This is a genomic window from Neobacillus massiliamazoniensis (assembly GCF_001048695.1).
GTDB classification, from domain to species: domain Bacteria; phylum Bacillota; class Bacilli; order Bacillales; family Cytobacillaceae; genus Neobacillus; species Neobacillus massiliamazoniensis.
Genome location: NZ_CVRB01000005.1, coordinates 137,282 through 151,943 on the forward strand (window position 1 = coordinate 137,282; position 14,662 = coordinate 151,943).

A 14,662-nucleotide genomic window follows, 5' to 3' on the forward strand; every position below is an offset into this window, starting at 1 on the left:
GTTTGATATCGACGGCTTTATAAAACTCTTCAATTCGCATTATCTTGTTCGTAAAACAATACAGAGAAAGAGGGTGTCCCAAAAGTATTACTTTTATAGGCCCCCTCTTTTTATTAATGGTCTGTTAAACTTTGTCTGTTGATTTCCGATCTAGTGGCGGTCCGGGGGAGCCTCCTCGGCGCCACCTGCGCCTGCGGGTCTCCCCTGCCCCGTACTCCCGCAGGACATTGAATTACATCCTTGAATCCGCCCACACATGAAGGAAATACGATAGCATTTTCGAGGAGTCGAGCGCCTTCCGCTCCAATCAACATTGCGGAAAAATTATCATGTACTTTGTACCTATAGTGATGCCTGTCACCTTTTGGGACAGCCTCTTTCTCTATGTCAGTGATTACCTATGAATCAGAATATTGCAGTAAGGACAGACTTCACGGTGCAGGATCTATTTCTCCTTCAGGTAAGGTTTATGGCGGGGGGGGGGGATTATCGACACTTGCGGCAAACAGGCCTGATCCGACACACGTGCATAGCCGATCCTGGATCGCATGGTTTAACGCTCTTTCAACCTGTTCTTTTGTTAAACCATGATCATTCTTAAACTTCTCAGGCCGTTTAATACCCTCTTCAACAACAGTTGACATCGCGGATTTCTCTTTTATTTTAGACTCTATATCTAGGATGCTAAAAAAATAAAAGGTCATTATATCTTTAAACATCGCAACAATCTGTGTAACTTTTTTCATAATTGTGATATTCTTTTATTTTTTTCGAAATATTCAAATAGTTAAAAGGAATAATTCCCTCTTAATACTTAATAACAAAAGACAGGTCAGACGTTAGCCCTTTCGAACAAACCTAAACCTTTGAAAAGAAACTAGAGGGATTATTTATTATTTTTGTTGATATATTCAATTATCTATTCAAAAACAAAATATTTTATTCGAGCGTGACTGTATCAGAACTATAAAAATAGCGGAGTCATTGGTGCATGAAAAATATCACCGACGACTCCGCTTTATTATTTTTAAACTATCAATATATTAAAATCGACTCGCCTCAAGCGATGACTTACAATTTATTTTTCCGTGTCTCCCATTTAAGCATCTCCGCACCCTATTTCTTTTCGACTTTTACTAATCCTTTACCTAAATCATTTTTTTCAAAATAACAGATGACCATGTCATTAACTTGTATCTTATGATCCGATACGATTTTTTCAGCAGAAAAATAGATCTGTGTCCCATTATCTCCGATTCCGTAATATTGATCGCCTTTAATATTGGTAATCTTGTATTCTTGCGTATTGTACTCTACAGCATCATTGCTATTCCGATTGTGATCAGAAGCAGTTGGATAAACTTTAATGACGATTAAAGTAACTAAGATGGCTAAGAGCACAACAAAAAGGATGACTCGTCTGAACATGTTGCTTTACCTCCTATATGTATTCTAAGAAATGAAGGAGAAAAGGAACATCCTGCAATGTTCCTTTGGACTTTATACCTAGTTATCAAAATAAACGGACCGTCCCCCCTTAATTTTTGAATACTAACCCATTATTTTGCAAAGCAGACCTGAGTTTAGGTTTAGAAGCCGGTCCTAGACCGTGAAATTGTAAAATCTCTTTTTCGTTAAATTTGGATAGCTCCTCTAAAGAAGTGATCCCGTTGTTTTCCAATACCCGTTTAATGATCATTACCGGGAGTACAATATAGGGGAAAGCTTTTTAGTGACTGCGTTGTTTTCCAAAGATTTATAATGATGCTTCGGTTTTAAACAAAGACGCATTTCAAGGTTAATGTTTATTAAGTATTTTAAATTAATGTTTCCCATTTTGCACTTAAAAGTAGCTTAACAGAATTAGAATTTGTTTGTGGAATACCAGGTTCAATAAGTGGTGCTCTTCATATGAACGGTTATCGATAGGTTAACTTAGGCAAAAGACAGGTCAGACGTTAGCCCTTTAGAACAAACCTAAACCTTTGAAAAGAAACTAGAGGGATTATTTAATATTTCTGTTGATATTTTCTCTTATCTATTCAACAACAAATATCCTATTCGAGCGTGACTGTATCAGAACTATAAAAATAGCGGAATCTATGGTGCATGGAAAATATCACCTACGACTCCGCTTCATTGTTTATATACTATGAATTTATTAAAAACGTCTAACCTCAAGCAATCACTTACACTCTATTTTTCCGTATCTAATACAAATTTCCCTACAAGAGCTGCGATGATACCGCCTACGATTGGGGCAATGAGATATACCCATAATTGAGATACAGCTTTTCCGCCTGCAAAAATAGCAGGAGCAAGGCTGCGGGCAGGGTTAACAGAAGATCCTGTCAATGGAATTCCTAATAAGTGAACTAACAATAAGGTAAGACCAATAACAAGTCCAGCTAAAGATGCATTACCTTTTTTACCCGTTACAACTATGATCACTAAAATAAAGACAAATGATAAAATACATTCAACTAAAAAGGCACCCGATGATTCAAGATGTGCAAAGCCATTTTGTCCTACGTTTCCTATGGACATATTAGATAATTTTAAAAAGGCTACTAATATTGCAGTTCCTAAAAAAGCTCCTAAAACTTGTGCCACTATATACCAAACAAGTTCCATAGCATTTATTCGTTTATTGACAAACATAGCAATTGACACTGCCGGATTTACGTGGCATCCAGAAATGGTTCCTATACTATATGCCATTACTACAAGAGACAATCCGAAGGCCAAACCAATTCCAATAATACCAATTCCATTTACTCCACCGCCTAAAACGGCTGTTCCCGTTCCGAACAAAACCAATACAAACGTACCTATTAATTCAGCAATCCCCTTTTTTAACATAATTTCCCTCCTCAAAGTGGTAAAACGTAATATTGCAAAGAACAGGGTCATTTTGTAGGGTTATTAGACATTGCTTTATCGGATCCGTAAGCAAATATTAATCGTTACAGTTACAGTTTCAGTTATAGGTTTGTGCCTTAGAGCTCTAAGTTAGTATGAATATATGACAAATATGAGTCGAATAAGACTATTTTTGTTTATATTTTTTACAGATAATCTTGGTCTCAAAATTGTTCAAAAAGGTAAAGCCCAATTATAAGTTCGAAGGAATCATTCTACTTCCACAATCCTTTAAAGAGGTTATTACTGGTCTCGAATAGGTAACTTACAAGCTTAATGTCATTCACTTAAATTTTACGGGGCTGTTGACAAACCATTCATCAACAGCCCCGTGCTCGTGTAATATCTAGAATTATAATGAGAGGTTTTCATTTCGTTTACTTGTTTTGCCATTTTTTTTGAGCTTTTAAAGCTTTATCTTCAAGTCCATTATCTCCTCCAAATTCAACATCCACTTTAGGAAGAGGTTTATTTTTATTATTAAATTCCTTATTACTTTGTTTAGACATATATTCACCCCCTTTTAATTTAATTTTTAACCCTAAGGATGCAAAATATAATAAATAACCGTTTTGCATCCGCGATTATAGTTTGTATTCTCCTTTCATTTATTATGATATGTGATTCCCCACTTTCTTAAAAAAAGCACTTTTCGCATAGAATTTTGCTTCTTGACATAAAAAATAGACCCTAGATAAATGAATCTAAGATCTTAAGTTTTTAGCCTACACTTTCATCATATTGTGAACTTTAAACACTGTCACAAAAGATTCACACAAAACCTTCTAACGGTGGTATAAATCACTGAATAACATTGCCATCTTTTGTTAAATTAGTTCCATATTGTAAATAAAGGAGAATTATTATATTGTTCATGCAAATTACTGACACAAATAGTAACTTATTAATGATTATTAAAGTATTGAGAAATGAAATGATACTTACAGGAATGAAAGAAGGACTAAAAAGTGAAAAGACATTAGCTATTAGTCAAAAACTTGATATATTTATCTCTAGGTACCAATCCATTCAATCTAAGATATAACATCGCAATATGAGTCTAATTTGAATAAGCATCGCATTGCGAATTACTTTTTCTTTATTCTTCTTGGTGCATGTTCCGGATTGTTGCAATACTATTCACGGTACTGCTTATCATTAATTTCAGTTTTTTTGCATAACCTACTATTTTATTTTTGATTTGTTGTTTTATAATTATCTCCATCTTTATTTCACAATTTGCGTTAAATATTCATCTTTACTTTTTTATAATAGTACTGAATGGGAAGATGACTTCTTTCTAGTATTTGCTGGATTCTTTGACATTCTCCGTTGGTTCGTCCAATCAGCGCATCAGTGGCTTTTTAAATTGAACTATTTCTTTTAAGAAGGATAAATCTATAATACAAAAATGACTCGGAAAGTTCGTTCATAAAGACATTCCGAGTCAGCTTTTTAGCGGTTGTACAAGCAGCAGCTTCTGAACCGTTCCTCCGGTTGTGTTTACTCCTCTAAATCATTGTTCATATTATACTTTTTGAGCTTTCGTATGATAGTCGTTTGATTTACCTCTAGAACTTTAGCCATTTTTCTGGAAGAGTGGTATTTTTTGAGGGCATGACTTAGGACTTGCTTCTCGACTTCCTCTACTGCCTGCTTAAGAGGAATGATTCCTAAAGCCGTAATAGGTTGCATCTTTTTTTTCGGTTTCAAATAATCAGGTAAATCTTCTGGGTGGATGACTTGATTATGTGATGTAACGACGAGCTGCTCTATTAAATTTTCTAGTTCTCTTACATTTCCGGGCCAATTGTACTCGGTTAATGCTTCAAGCACACTTTCAGTAAACGAAACATCCAGGTGGTATTCTTTATTGTATTGATATAAAAAACGTTGAATCAACAGCTCAATTTCTTCTTTTCTTTCTCTAAGAGGAGGAATATGAACGGGAACAACGTGTAGCCGATAATAGAGGTCCTCACGAAATTTCCCTGATTTAACCATACTTTTTAAATCGCGATTTGTTGCTGACACAATTCGAATATCAACCCTTTTGCTGATATTTCCGCCTAACCGCTTAAAGACTTTATCTTGAACTAAATTTAGTAGTTTTACCTGGACATCTAGAGGGAGTTCTCCTATTTCATCTAAAAATAAAGTTCCTCCATCTGCTAATTCAACCAAGCCTTTTTTCCCGCTTTTTTTCGCACCTGTATATGCACCGCCCTCATACCCAAAGAGCTCTGACTCTATTAATGATATGGGAATGGCCCCACAATTTACTTGGACAAACTCTTTGTTTTTCCTTGGACTTAAATCATGAATTAATTTTGCGAGAACGCCTTTCCCCACCCCGGATTCCCCTTCTATTAAAATAGAGGAATCCAGAGGGGCGACCCTCTCTATTAATTCAAGAATTCTATTCATTTTATTAGATTTGGTAATCAAATCACCTTTTTTTGTAATCAAAACATTATTTTTTTGCATGATCGCATTTACGACTTCTAGTTTATGCTGTAATTCTATTAATTCTGTGATATCACGTGTATTAATAATGACACGGTGCAACTTTCCATCTTCAGTAAAAATAGGCTTTCCGGTTACGATGACTTTCCTTCCATTCAAATACTCCTGCTGCGAAGATTCCGTCCTATGAGATTTCATTACTTTCAAGGTAACAGAATTAGGAATAATCCCTTCTTCAACTAATTCCTTCATATTCTTTCCTACAAAAATCTCAGGGGGAAACCCTGTTATTTTTTTACAGGCCTCACTAACGAATAAGACGTCACCCTCACCATTCGATACAAATATTTCATCGTATGACGCATTAATGATTTGACGAAACTCGTTGTTTTCCTGTTTGATATTTTCAAGCATTATATGAACCTTATCAAAATCATCTTTAATTTGTTTATATAAATATTCATGTAACATTGCTTTTGAATAGATTTGAAATCTATGGCGCTCTTTTTTTAAGATCGAATAGGTACTCCACTTACCTTTTTCAGATACCAATTGCTCCCAAGAATCATACAGTGTAAAGTCTTGATCCATATAGACATCTACTATCCCGCCCCAATTTTCTATCGCAATACCTTTCCAAAATTGCGGTTCATCCAAAACCCCAAGTATTTCATAATTGTGATTTCTAATGAGCAGTGGAAAAGATACATGGGGAAGTGAATCATTTACCTCACTGAAAGTCGTTTGACTCAAAAACGTATTAAAAGTCTCGCATTCAAGATGCAATAAATACACCCCTTTTCATAAAAATTTCTCTCAATATATGCTTACTATATGTTATATGTACGAAAAATACCAATTGCCTCCACCCAATTCATAGTAGAGACAACTGGTATTTTCATTTTGAACTGAACTGAAATATTACCTTTTCTTTGTTTTTGAAGGATCGAACGTAATTTGTTTCATCTCCGTCAAGTGCTGGAAAATCCACTGACCTAGGTTCCTTCCATTTCCACTGTTTTTCATTCCGCCAAATGGGGCAAGAAAATCCCAGTAGTTGGTAGATTCATTAATATGAACCGTTCCATGTTCGAGACGGTCTGCCATATACCAAGCATCCTCCAGACTAGATGTAAAAACGGACGAGGTTAATCCATACTCGGTATCATTGGCAATTTCAACGGCGTCCTCTCTCGTCTTGAATTTAATAATCGGAGCAATCGGGCCAAACGTTTCATGTTTTCCCAAAAGCATCGTTTGATTACAGTTTACGAGAATGGTAGGTTGGTAATAGAGTCCGTTATGGGTACCACCGTAAACCACCTGTGCCCCTTTGCTTATAGCATCTTCAATATGTTCATTCATCTTATTCACAATGGCTTGACTCGATAAAGGCCCCATTTGTGTTTCCTCGTCTAACGGATTGCCTAACCGCACTTTTTTCGTTCTTTGAACTAGTAATCTTACAAATTCTTCATGGACACTCTCATGTACGAGGATTCGTTCGGCTGCCGTACAGACTTGCCCGGCATTATAAAAACAGCCATTAACAGCGGCTTCTACAGCCTCCTCCAAATTAGCATCCTCCATGACAATTTGCGGACCGTTTCCGCCTAACTCTAACAGAGTTTTTCTTAACCCTGCTGCTTGAGCAATTTTTTCTCCAACCGCTGCACTGCCAGTAAAACAAACCCCACGAACATCTTGATGGGTTACTAGACGATTTCCCACTTCCCCTTTCCCTTGAACAAGATTCACCACTCCTGGTGGAAACCCGGCTTCATCAAATAATCTAATAAACATTTCCGTACTAAACGGAGTGATTTCGGATGGTTTGAATACGACTGTATTTCCAACTGCCAATGCATAGGGAATGATCTCTGCTGATAACGAAATAGGAAAATTCCAAGGTGTTATTGCACTAATGACCCCAACCGGTGTATGTGTGACATAAATCCTCTTATTATTCGTTCTTTCAAACGTACTTGGTAAGGTCCAACCCCTGAGCCGCTGAACTTCCCCAATGGTATGCTCAATATTGGAAATCCCGAGTTCATACACTTCTTCACGTGCCTCGGTAATCGTTTTCCCCATTTCTAATGTAATGGTCCGGGCCATTTCCTCTCCATACTTCTTACCAATCTCGTATGCTTTTTTAAATAAATCCAATTTATCTAATAATGGGACCTCGGCCCACACTCTTTGAGCTTCCTTTGCACTCTTAATCGCTAAATCCACTTGTTCCAGTGAACTATTTCGATAGCTTCCAATCAGGCTTCCGTCTACCGGACTATTAAGTGTTACAATGTCACTATCCCCATCCATCCATTTACCATTAATAAACGTCCTTGCATATAAAGTCTTTGACGCGGTTTGTTCCATTTAAATCTCCTCCTCGTTTATATAGGTTAATTAAGATTTACCTGTATCCGCCTTTTTTCAACGGAATCACGATATATTTTGTAAGAAAATAGTAACTAAGTCCTGATAATAGAATCACTGGTATCGATGCACTTGTATATTTAAAAAATGCGGCTGATTTGTAGGTAATGGGATCAAGTAAAGAGATATAAGCAAAAAACCCGATGATACATGAAATAAATGCCACAAGATTTATTCCACCCCAGAAATAATAATGTGATTCCTTGCCATCGTTGTATAACTCATGAAGAGCAATTTTCTTTTTTCTTAACAAGAAATAGTCCGTAATTTGAACTCCTATAATCGGTGCAAATGCCACTCCAAGAAAGGCCAGAAAGGAGGGAATAAAATTTAAAAATTGCTCCGAAAAAAACATGCAGATAATCGCAACAGGCAGAAGGACAATCAGGGTAGTCTGATTCCAGTTGGTTTTCTTTTCAATCCACTTAATTTGCCTTAGACCAATTCCAGTCGTATAAGCGCCTACGATAGCAGTTCCGATATTGGCTAACGCTAAGAACAGTAATGCGATTATCCCAAATCCAATTCCTCCGACCTCTACAAACCATTTAGTAGGATCATAGTTTCCGGTTGCCAGGGCTGAAAAAAGTCCAATTAAACTAATAACACCTGTTGGTAATCCCATACCAAGCATCGTTGGCCATAAAGCTTTTCCAGAGCTAGGAACCATTCTGACGATTCCTCCCATATAGGGCCACCATGAAAGAACACTTGCTACTAAAATTTCGAAGCCAGTTGTATAATCCCATAAACGGTCCCCTGAGGATGCCAGCGCTTTCGCATGAAAAATCTTACTTATTCCTACTGTACTGACTAATTTATACATGATTAAAATACCGGTCAAACTAACAAGAATACTTATAATGAGTGATGTGTTTTTTACCGCTGCAGAGCCGCCTCGCAAGGAAATCCAACTTATAGTGATGGCGGTAAGAGAACTAATAGCTGTAACAATTTGTTGTGAGGATGTGTGAAGTATACCAGTGGCTAATAAAACTTGACTTACTGCTTTACCAAATAAAATAATTAACAAACAATTCCAGCCTACTATCGATGCGTACTGAAGAAAAATGGCAAATACCGATCCCTTCTGTCCTAAAATCGACTTGCTCGAAGCAATGTTTTCTAGGCCATATTTTATACTTACTGGAACTGTAGCGAGAACAACAAAAAACATTCCCACTAAACACCCTGCCATCATGGCTAGTGTTCCCATCGTAGCATTGAGGTAATAGGCCACATAGCCGCCAATAGAATAACTCCAAGCCGCCACTCCAGCACTTAAGGCTACTCCCGTTAATCCCCAGGAAGTCCACGTTCTTTCCTTTTTAGGTAACGGCCAACTTCCTTGGGCTACCTCCTGTGCGATTGATAACTCAAGACTTTTTGCCGGTTTCATAATAACCACCCCCAAACCATCAAAATGAGAGGAACGATGAGGCCGATAAATACTAGATAGATATATTCCTTCTTGGTGAAATCCTCACCAAGATTGGATTCGTCCGACATTTCGTTTAAAATGGCTTGCAAGCTCTGAGATTCTTCCGGGTATACCGTTAACTGCCCTGAAACTGAATTTAATTCAAAATTTGTCTGTTCAGTCATATTCGTTCCCCTTTCATTATTTTCTCATCGACTTTACTAGTTCCTACTATAAGCAGCCATTTCGCTTTCTACTCTCATTTCACCATCCTTTTATTTTTTTAAATAAAATAGAAATTAGAGGTATAACATAATTGTAAAGGCTTTCAACGGTAGTATTAATACACCGAATTTTCCGAAAACTAAGTAGGTTTTTATGATATTATCCTGAATTTCATATTCCTTCATTCTCCAGAAAGTCATCAAATTCGACTATCCTGTTATTTCTACTTCCGTTTGACCAAGATTTAAAACAGTGGCTAAGCCTTCGTAGGTAGCTTCTTCGATGGTACGTGGTGCAAGGCAATCACCTATTTGATTCACAACAGGAGCAATCCCCTTTACTTCCTCATACAATTCGGTATTCGGGATTCGTCCATATGCTAGTATAATAGAATCCCATTCATCCACTTCTTCTTTTTCATGTGAAAATAGATTTCTAATGATGACTTTATCATCAACGATCCCGCCAAAATCAAAATGGGGTTTAAGATTTACTTTTAATTGGTACAGCTTCTTCAAATATTCGTTTCGAAGATACTGATGGACCTCTTGACCAATGTGAAGCTTAGCAGAAAATAGCGTTACCTTATGGCCTTTTTCTTGTAAATAAATTGCTGCTTCAATTCCAGGCCAGTCTCCAGCAAAATCAAACACGAGGACACGGTTTCCAACTGGTTTTTGATGAATGCTAAATAGATTATCTACCGTAATAACTCTAGGGTCCTCTACGCCTTTCACATGGGGGAGGTAGGGTCGAGATCCTACTGCACAGATAATGACATCTGGCTTCATTTCTACTAAATCAGCTTTACAGATTCTTCTCCCTAATTGAATCCTAATCTTGCTTTTTTCTAACTTTCTAGAATAGTTATCTAGCATGGTTTCAGCCATTTCCTGCCGCATCGGCGCTTTTCTCAACGTTTGCAGCAATCCGCCCATCACTTTTTCCTGTTCGATTAACGTGACCTGATGTCCTTTGGTGTCCGCAGTTATGGCAGCCTGCAAGCCTGCCGGTCCGGCTCCTATTACAACAACATGCTTTTTTGTTTTTACTGTTTGTTTTAAAGGGAGCAATTCACCCTCTTTCCCTGCGTATGGATTTTGGACACAGCCAATGGTGAGACCTTTATGATAGTGACCAATACATGCTTGGAGGCAGCCAATGCAGGCATCAATGGTATTGAGTTCCCCCATTATCGCTTTGTTTGGCATTTCCGGATCCACAATTAATGCACGAGTCATTCCTACCATATCAGCTTTTCCAGTCTTCACAATTTGTTCAGCCTCTACAGGATCAACAATGCGTGTTCCCACAAATACCGGAACTGCACCAGCCATACGTATTTTAAAGGCATGAGGCGTGTTGTATCCATGCTTCATTGGAGATCCCGGTGCAATATGAGTAGACCCCGAATAAGTACTAGAATCCCCTGAAGTAACATTAATAAAGTCAATTCGGACATGTTCCACCAAATACTCGACAATCTTTACTGCATCCGCAACGGTCGTCCCATTCATCGTCAATTCATCCGCACTAATCCGGATTCCGACTGTAAAGTCTTCGCCCACCGCTTCCCAAATTCGTTTTAATATTTCAAGAATAAAACGCATCCGATTCTCAAAGGACCCACCGTATTGATCGATCCGATAGTTTGTGTGAGTTGACCAGAATTGGGCTGGTAAATACCCATGGGAGCAGGCAATTTCTACACCATCCAGTCCTGCTTCCTTTGCCAGCTTAGCGGATAAAACAAACCCAGCAATCACTTCTTCAATATCATCCAAGCTCATAGGCCTTGGCATGGTTCCAAACCTCAGGCTTGGTTCTGCAGATGGGGCCCACGCTGAATGACGATAGTCACTTGCGATAACTTCTCTTCCCCCATGAAAAAGCTGAGAAAATACTTTTGTGTCATAACGATGCAATTCATCTGCCATTTCTCTATAAGCAGGGATGACATCCTTGTTATAGCCAGCTATTGTTTGGTCTGTCAGAATCCCTGAAGAATGTACGGCAGCGGCTTCGAGAATGATTAGACCTGCCCCGCCTTTCGCACGTTCGACGTGGTAGGCGATCATGTCTGACGTTGGAATACCATCAACCACATGATTGGTTTGATGTGCAGTACTGAGAATTCTATTTTTGATAACAGTATTTCCAATGGTCACTTTAGTAAATAAGTCTTTAAATTGGGACATTTTATTTCACTCCTTTCAAATAAGTATTTTTCTTTTAAGCCTTCACTTTTTAAATTTGCAATTTTTGTGCCAAGTATCAAATGGTTGATAAAAAGCGATAAATTATAGAATCTTGTTTGTTCTTCTTCAGAAAATTGTACTTGAAGGAAAAAAATTGAACCTTTTTTGCAACATCCTGATGCAAAAAAGGTTCAACCGATACTCCATTCAACAAGATTATGGAATGTGTTTAATCACCACTATTTTCAATATGGTGTCGTAATCTCCATTTCGTCTATATTAGGCATACTATGTTGTTTTTTACTTAATATTAAGGGGAACATTTGAAGAAAAAATATATATTTATAAGTTAATTGCATTTTTCGGGTAACTAGACCCCTTCTACATTCCCCAAAATAAGTTAATTTGTATCCAATAAGCCTATTACATAAATACTTATATGAAAAAATATAGTTTTCTTCCGTGAGTAAAAACAACAATTAAATTTAACATAGCTTATAAAAAAATAATGAACGGTAGGGACGGTTCATACGTCTTATCATTAAAATAAAGTCACTAGAATCGAACTAAAGGGTTTTATTTAGTATGTTGGCCTCAATCAAAGGAGGTAAATAAAATGGCTGATGAAAAAATTGTTATAGGTACTGAAACAAAGTACCCACTTAATGGGATATTGACCATTCCTAATGAAACTAATGGATTGTTTCCTGCGGTTGTATTGGTTCAAGGCTCTGGTCCAAGTAATATGGATGAAAAAATCGGAAATAATTACCCTTTTAAAGACCTTGCTGAAGGTTTGTCGGAAAAAGGGATTGCAGTGCTACGATATGACAAGAGAACACTCGTATATGGAAAAGAAATGAGAAATGATACTGGAATATCAGTGAAAGAAGAAACGATTGAAGATGCCATCCTTGCAGCTGATTTCTTACGAAAAGATCCACGTATGGATTCAAACAAAATATTTATTGTTGGTCATAGTTTAGGAGGGATGCTAGCTCCTCGAATTGATGCTGAAGGTGGAAGTTTTGCTGGAGTCATTATCATGGGTGGTTCTCCACGTAAATTAGAAGAAATTATGATGGACCAAAATAACGATGTTTTAAACTCGTTGAATAAGTTTTTGAAAATGATTGCTAAAAAACAAATTGCAGCATTATCATCCAAGTTTGACAACATCTATTACCTAAGTGATGAAGAAGCAAAATCGACCAAGGTTTTGGGGAGATACGTCAGGGCTTACTACTTTAAAGAAATGGGTGAACATCAAACTATTAATTATCTCAAAACATTGGATAAACCAGTATTAATTCTACAAGGAGAAAAAGATTTTCAAGTAACAGTAGAAAAAGATTTTGATGTTTATAGAAATTTATTGGGTGATATGCCAAATGTAACATTTAAACTTTATCCGAACTTGAATCATTTGTTTATGCCTTCTGTTTATGGAGAGATACTTAAAGCGAAAAAAGAATATAAGGTTGCACAACGTGTAGATAAACAAGTTATAAATGACATTTCCGACTGGATTCTTTCAATTTAGGAAAAACCAACAGAAGTTTAAGAAAGCCCACTATAACGGGCTTTCTTTCGTTTCCTATGGAATACTTCACAACTGAAGGTTGGTTCAGATCATTCAGGACCATGCGGTCAAATCTTTTTTGCTTCTCTACTTACTTTGTTAGAATATCCAACTTCTGAAGATACCTTAACAGCTAGCGATGAAATTTTAGCAATTAAGATTAACAAACTATGTAACAGTCGATCTAGCAAGTGGGCGCCTTCTTCTGTTAGTCTCGCTCGCATGCCCAATTGTCATGGTCGCGGTCCAATTTTGCCCGATACGCAGGGTGGGTAGAAGGAACTCCGTTAGGATAGACTTTTCTTAGTTCCGTACAGTTTGCAAATGAATTTTCCGTGGTTTGGACGGGAGTTGCTGCCGCCCCGGCTTCTGCCTTAGCCTTAGCATCAGCTTCTGCCTGTGCTTTCGCATTAGCTTCTGCCTCTTGCTTCGCTTTTAACTCAGCTTCTTCTTTTGCTTTAGCCTCTGCTTCTTGCTTTGCTTTTAATTCAGCTTCTTCTTTTGCCTTTTGTTCTGCTTCTTGCTTTGCCTTTAATTCAGCTTCTTCTTTTGCCTTTTGTTCTGCCTCTTGCTTCGCTTTTAACTCTGCTTCTTCTTTTGCCTTTTGTTTGGCAATTGCCGCTGCTTTCTTTTCGGCTTCGTCAGCCACTTTTTTCTTTACTTGCGTTGCTTCCACTTTTGTTTCTTTTTTGTCATTCGGAATCATAGCAGCACTTCCGATACATACCACCATAGCCCCTGCCATCATCAGAAACTGTTTCTTTGCTTTTCCGTTTCTTTTAAATAATGAAATGATCGCCGTGACAAGGAACACTAGAAAAAGTACGAACCCTAAAGCAAATAAAATTATAAATGCTGAATTTCCTGTAGCTAGCAGCCAAATGATAATGCCGACAATCATCAAAAAGAAATTCTTTGTGGCTTTTGGATTTCTTTTCCTAATCCCATTAATTCCGGATACAAGAAAATATGCCGTAATGATAAAACCTACCCAGCTAAAAAATGTTGCCAAAATAAAGCCCCCTATTTTTATTTATCTATTAACAGTTATCTATTATAAAGTAAAAATGAAAAAAATGGGCTTTTTCCCATATTCTTTTAATCCTTTATTAATCCAAATGTTTACATATACGATGAAACTCGCCCTTTAATAGTTGTCTTAATGGCTAATTTTTCCATACAAATTAGGAATATTTCCCCACTAACCTGTCGTCTCGTACAATAAAACAGCATTTCTTTTTTCAGAAACGCCCTTTGTTGAAGAAGAAACTACTCATACTCAACTATATTAAGCCATTGACCATCGGAACCAATGGTTATATGAGAAACCATATTTAATTCAAACATTTTGTAAAATTCTTATCGGTTAATTTACTTAATTGTTCTGATACATCAGTCTCGAAAAAA

The 14,662-nt window shown here is 37.2% G+C and carries 13 protein-coding genes and 2 pseudogenes; 3 read left to right on the forward strand and 12 right to left on the reverse strand.

What is annotated here, in order from left to right; translation table 11 throughout:
* Positions 1-467 precede the first annotated feature (467 nt).
* From BN1082_RS22905 to BN1082_RS29030, 3 genes and pseudogenes are all read right to left on the reverse strand, one after another.
* Complete coding sequence (locus BN1082_RS22905; RefSeq protein ID WP_090638814.1) at positions 468-746, reverse strand: hypothetical protein; 279 nt, start codon at positions 744-746, stop codon at positions 468-470.
* Positions 747-1,116: 370 nt separating this feature from the next.
* A complete protein-coding gene (locus tag BN1082_RS22910) occupies positions 1,117-1,428 on the reverse strand; it encodes a hypothetical protein (protein ID WP_090638816.1) in 312 nt (103 codons plus the stop codon).
* Between the two features lie 109 nt (positions 1,429-1,537).
* Positions 1,538-1,690, reverse strand: a pseudogene (locus BN1082_RS29030) (helix-hairpin-helix domain-containing protein); the annotation flags it as partial.
* A gap of 131 nt (positions 1,691-1,821) precedes the next feature.
* Between BN1082_RS29030 and murB the strand changes: the two are divergent.
* A pseudogene (gene murB / locus BN1082_RS28370) lies at positions 1,822-1,917 on the forward strand (UDP-N-acetylmuramate dehydrogenase); the annotation flags it as partial.
* A gap of 279 nt (positions 1,918-2,196) precedes the next feature.
* Here murB and BN1082_RS22920 read toward each other — a convergent pair.
* Together BN1082_RS22920 and BN1082_RS27825 are read right to left on the reverse strand one after the other, a co-directional pair.
* Positions 2,197-2,862 carry an MIP/aquaporin family protein gene (locus BN1082_RS22920; protein ID WP_090638818.1) on the reverse strand — a complete coding sequence of 222 codons (666 nt, stop codon included), beginning with the start codon at positions 2,860-2,862 and terminating at the stop codon, positions 2,197-2,199.
* Between the two features lie 437 nt (positions 2,863-3,299).
* The gene (locus BN1082_RS27825) at positions 3,300-3,500 is read right to left on the reverse strand and encodes a hypothetical protein (protein ID WP_090638820.1); all 201 of its coding nucleotides are present in this window, start codon (positions 3,498-3,500) and stop codon (positions 3,300-3,302) included.
* A 329-nt stretch (positions 3,501-3,829) separates the two neighbouring features.
* Here BN1082_RS27825 and BN1082_RS28960 point away from each other — a divergent pair, with 329 nt between their 5' ends.
* Positions 3,830-3,967, forward strand: coding sequence for an aspartyl-phosphate phosphatase Spo0E family protein (locus BN1082_RS28960; RefSeq protein WP_425412212.1), 138 nt, complete (start codon positions 3,830-3,832; stop codon positions 3,965-3,967).
* Between the two features lie 458 nt (positions 3,968-4,425).
* On the opposite strand, the gene BN1082_RS22935 is transcribed toward BN1082_RS28960, so the two are convergent.
* The 5 genes from BN1082_RS22935 to BN1082_RS22955 all read right to left on the reverse strand — a co-directional run bounded on the left by BN1082_RS22935 (position 4,426) and on the right by BN1082_RS22955 (position 11,673).
* Positions 4,426-6,174, reverse strand: coding sequence for a sigma-54 interaction domain-containing protein (locus BN1082_RS22935; RefSeq protein WP_090638825.1), 1,749 nt, complete (start codon positions 6,172-6,174; stop codon positions 4,426-4,428).
* Positions 6,175-6,309: 135 nt separating this feature from the next.
* Entirely contained in the window at positions 6,310-7,770 is a 1,461-nt protein-coding gene (locus tag BN1082_RS22940) for an aldehyde dehydrogenase family protein (protein ID WP_090638827.1), read from the reverse strand.
* Positions 7,771-7,807: 37 nt separating this feature from the next.
* Positions 7,808-9,229, reverse strand: a complete 1,422-nt coding sequence (locus BN1082_RS22945) for a purine-cytosine permease family protein (protein ID WP_090638830.1) — start codon at positions 9,227-9,229, stop codon at positions 7,808-7,810.
* A complete protein-coding gene (locus BN1082_RS22950) occupies positions 9,226-9,435 on the reverse strand; it encodes a hypothetical protein (protein ID WP_090638832.1) in 210 nt (69 codons plus the stop codon). Before BN1082_RS22950 ends, BN1082_RS22945 begins: the two co-directional genes overlap by 4 nt.
* Before the next feature lie 249 nt (positions 9,436-9,684).
* Positions 9,685-11,673 carry an oxidoreductase gene (locus BN1082_RS22955; protein WP_090638834.1) on the reverse strand — a complete coding sequence of 663 codons (1,989 nt, stop codon included), beginning with the start codon at positions 11,671-11,673 and terminating at the stop codon, positions 9,685-9,687.
* Between the two features lie 616 nt (positions 11,674-12,289).
* On the opposite strand from BN1082_RS22955, the gene BN1082_RS22960 reads away from it, so the two are divergent.
* Entirely contained in the window at positions 12,290-13,216 is a 927-nt protein-coding gene (locus tag BN1082_RS22960) for an alpha/beta hydrolase family protein (RefSeq protein WP_090638836.1), read from the forward strand.
* 107 nt (positions 13,217-13,323) lie between these two features.
* Here BN1082_RS22960 and BN1082_RS27830 read toward each other — a convergent pair whose 3' ends face one another.
* Both BN1082_RS27830 and BN1082_RS22965 read right to left on the reverse strand, forming a co-directional pair.
* Entirely contained in the window at positions 13,324-13,479 is a 156-nt protein-coding gene (locus BN1082_RS27830) for a hypothetical protein (protein ID WP_176699907.1), read from the reverse strand.
* Entirely contained in the window at positions 13,464-14,267 is an 804-nt protein-coding gene (locus BN1082_RS22965; protein ID WP_090638838.1) for an excalibur calcium-binding domain-containing protein, read from the reverse strand. The genes BN1082_RS27830 and BN1082_RS22965 overlap by 16 nt, the downstream gene beginning before the upstream one ends.
* Between the last annotated feature and the right edge of the window lie 395 nt (positions 14,268-14,662).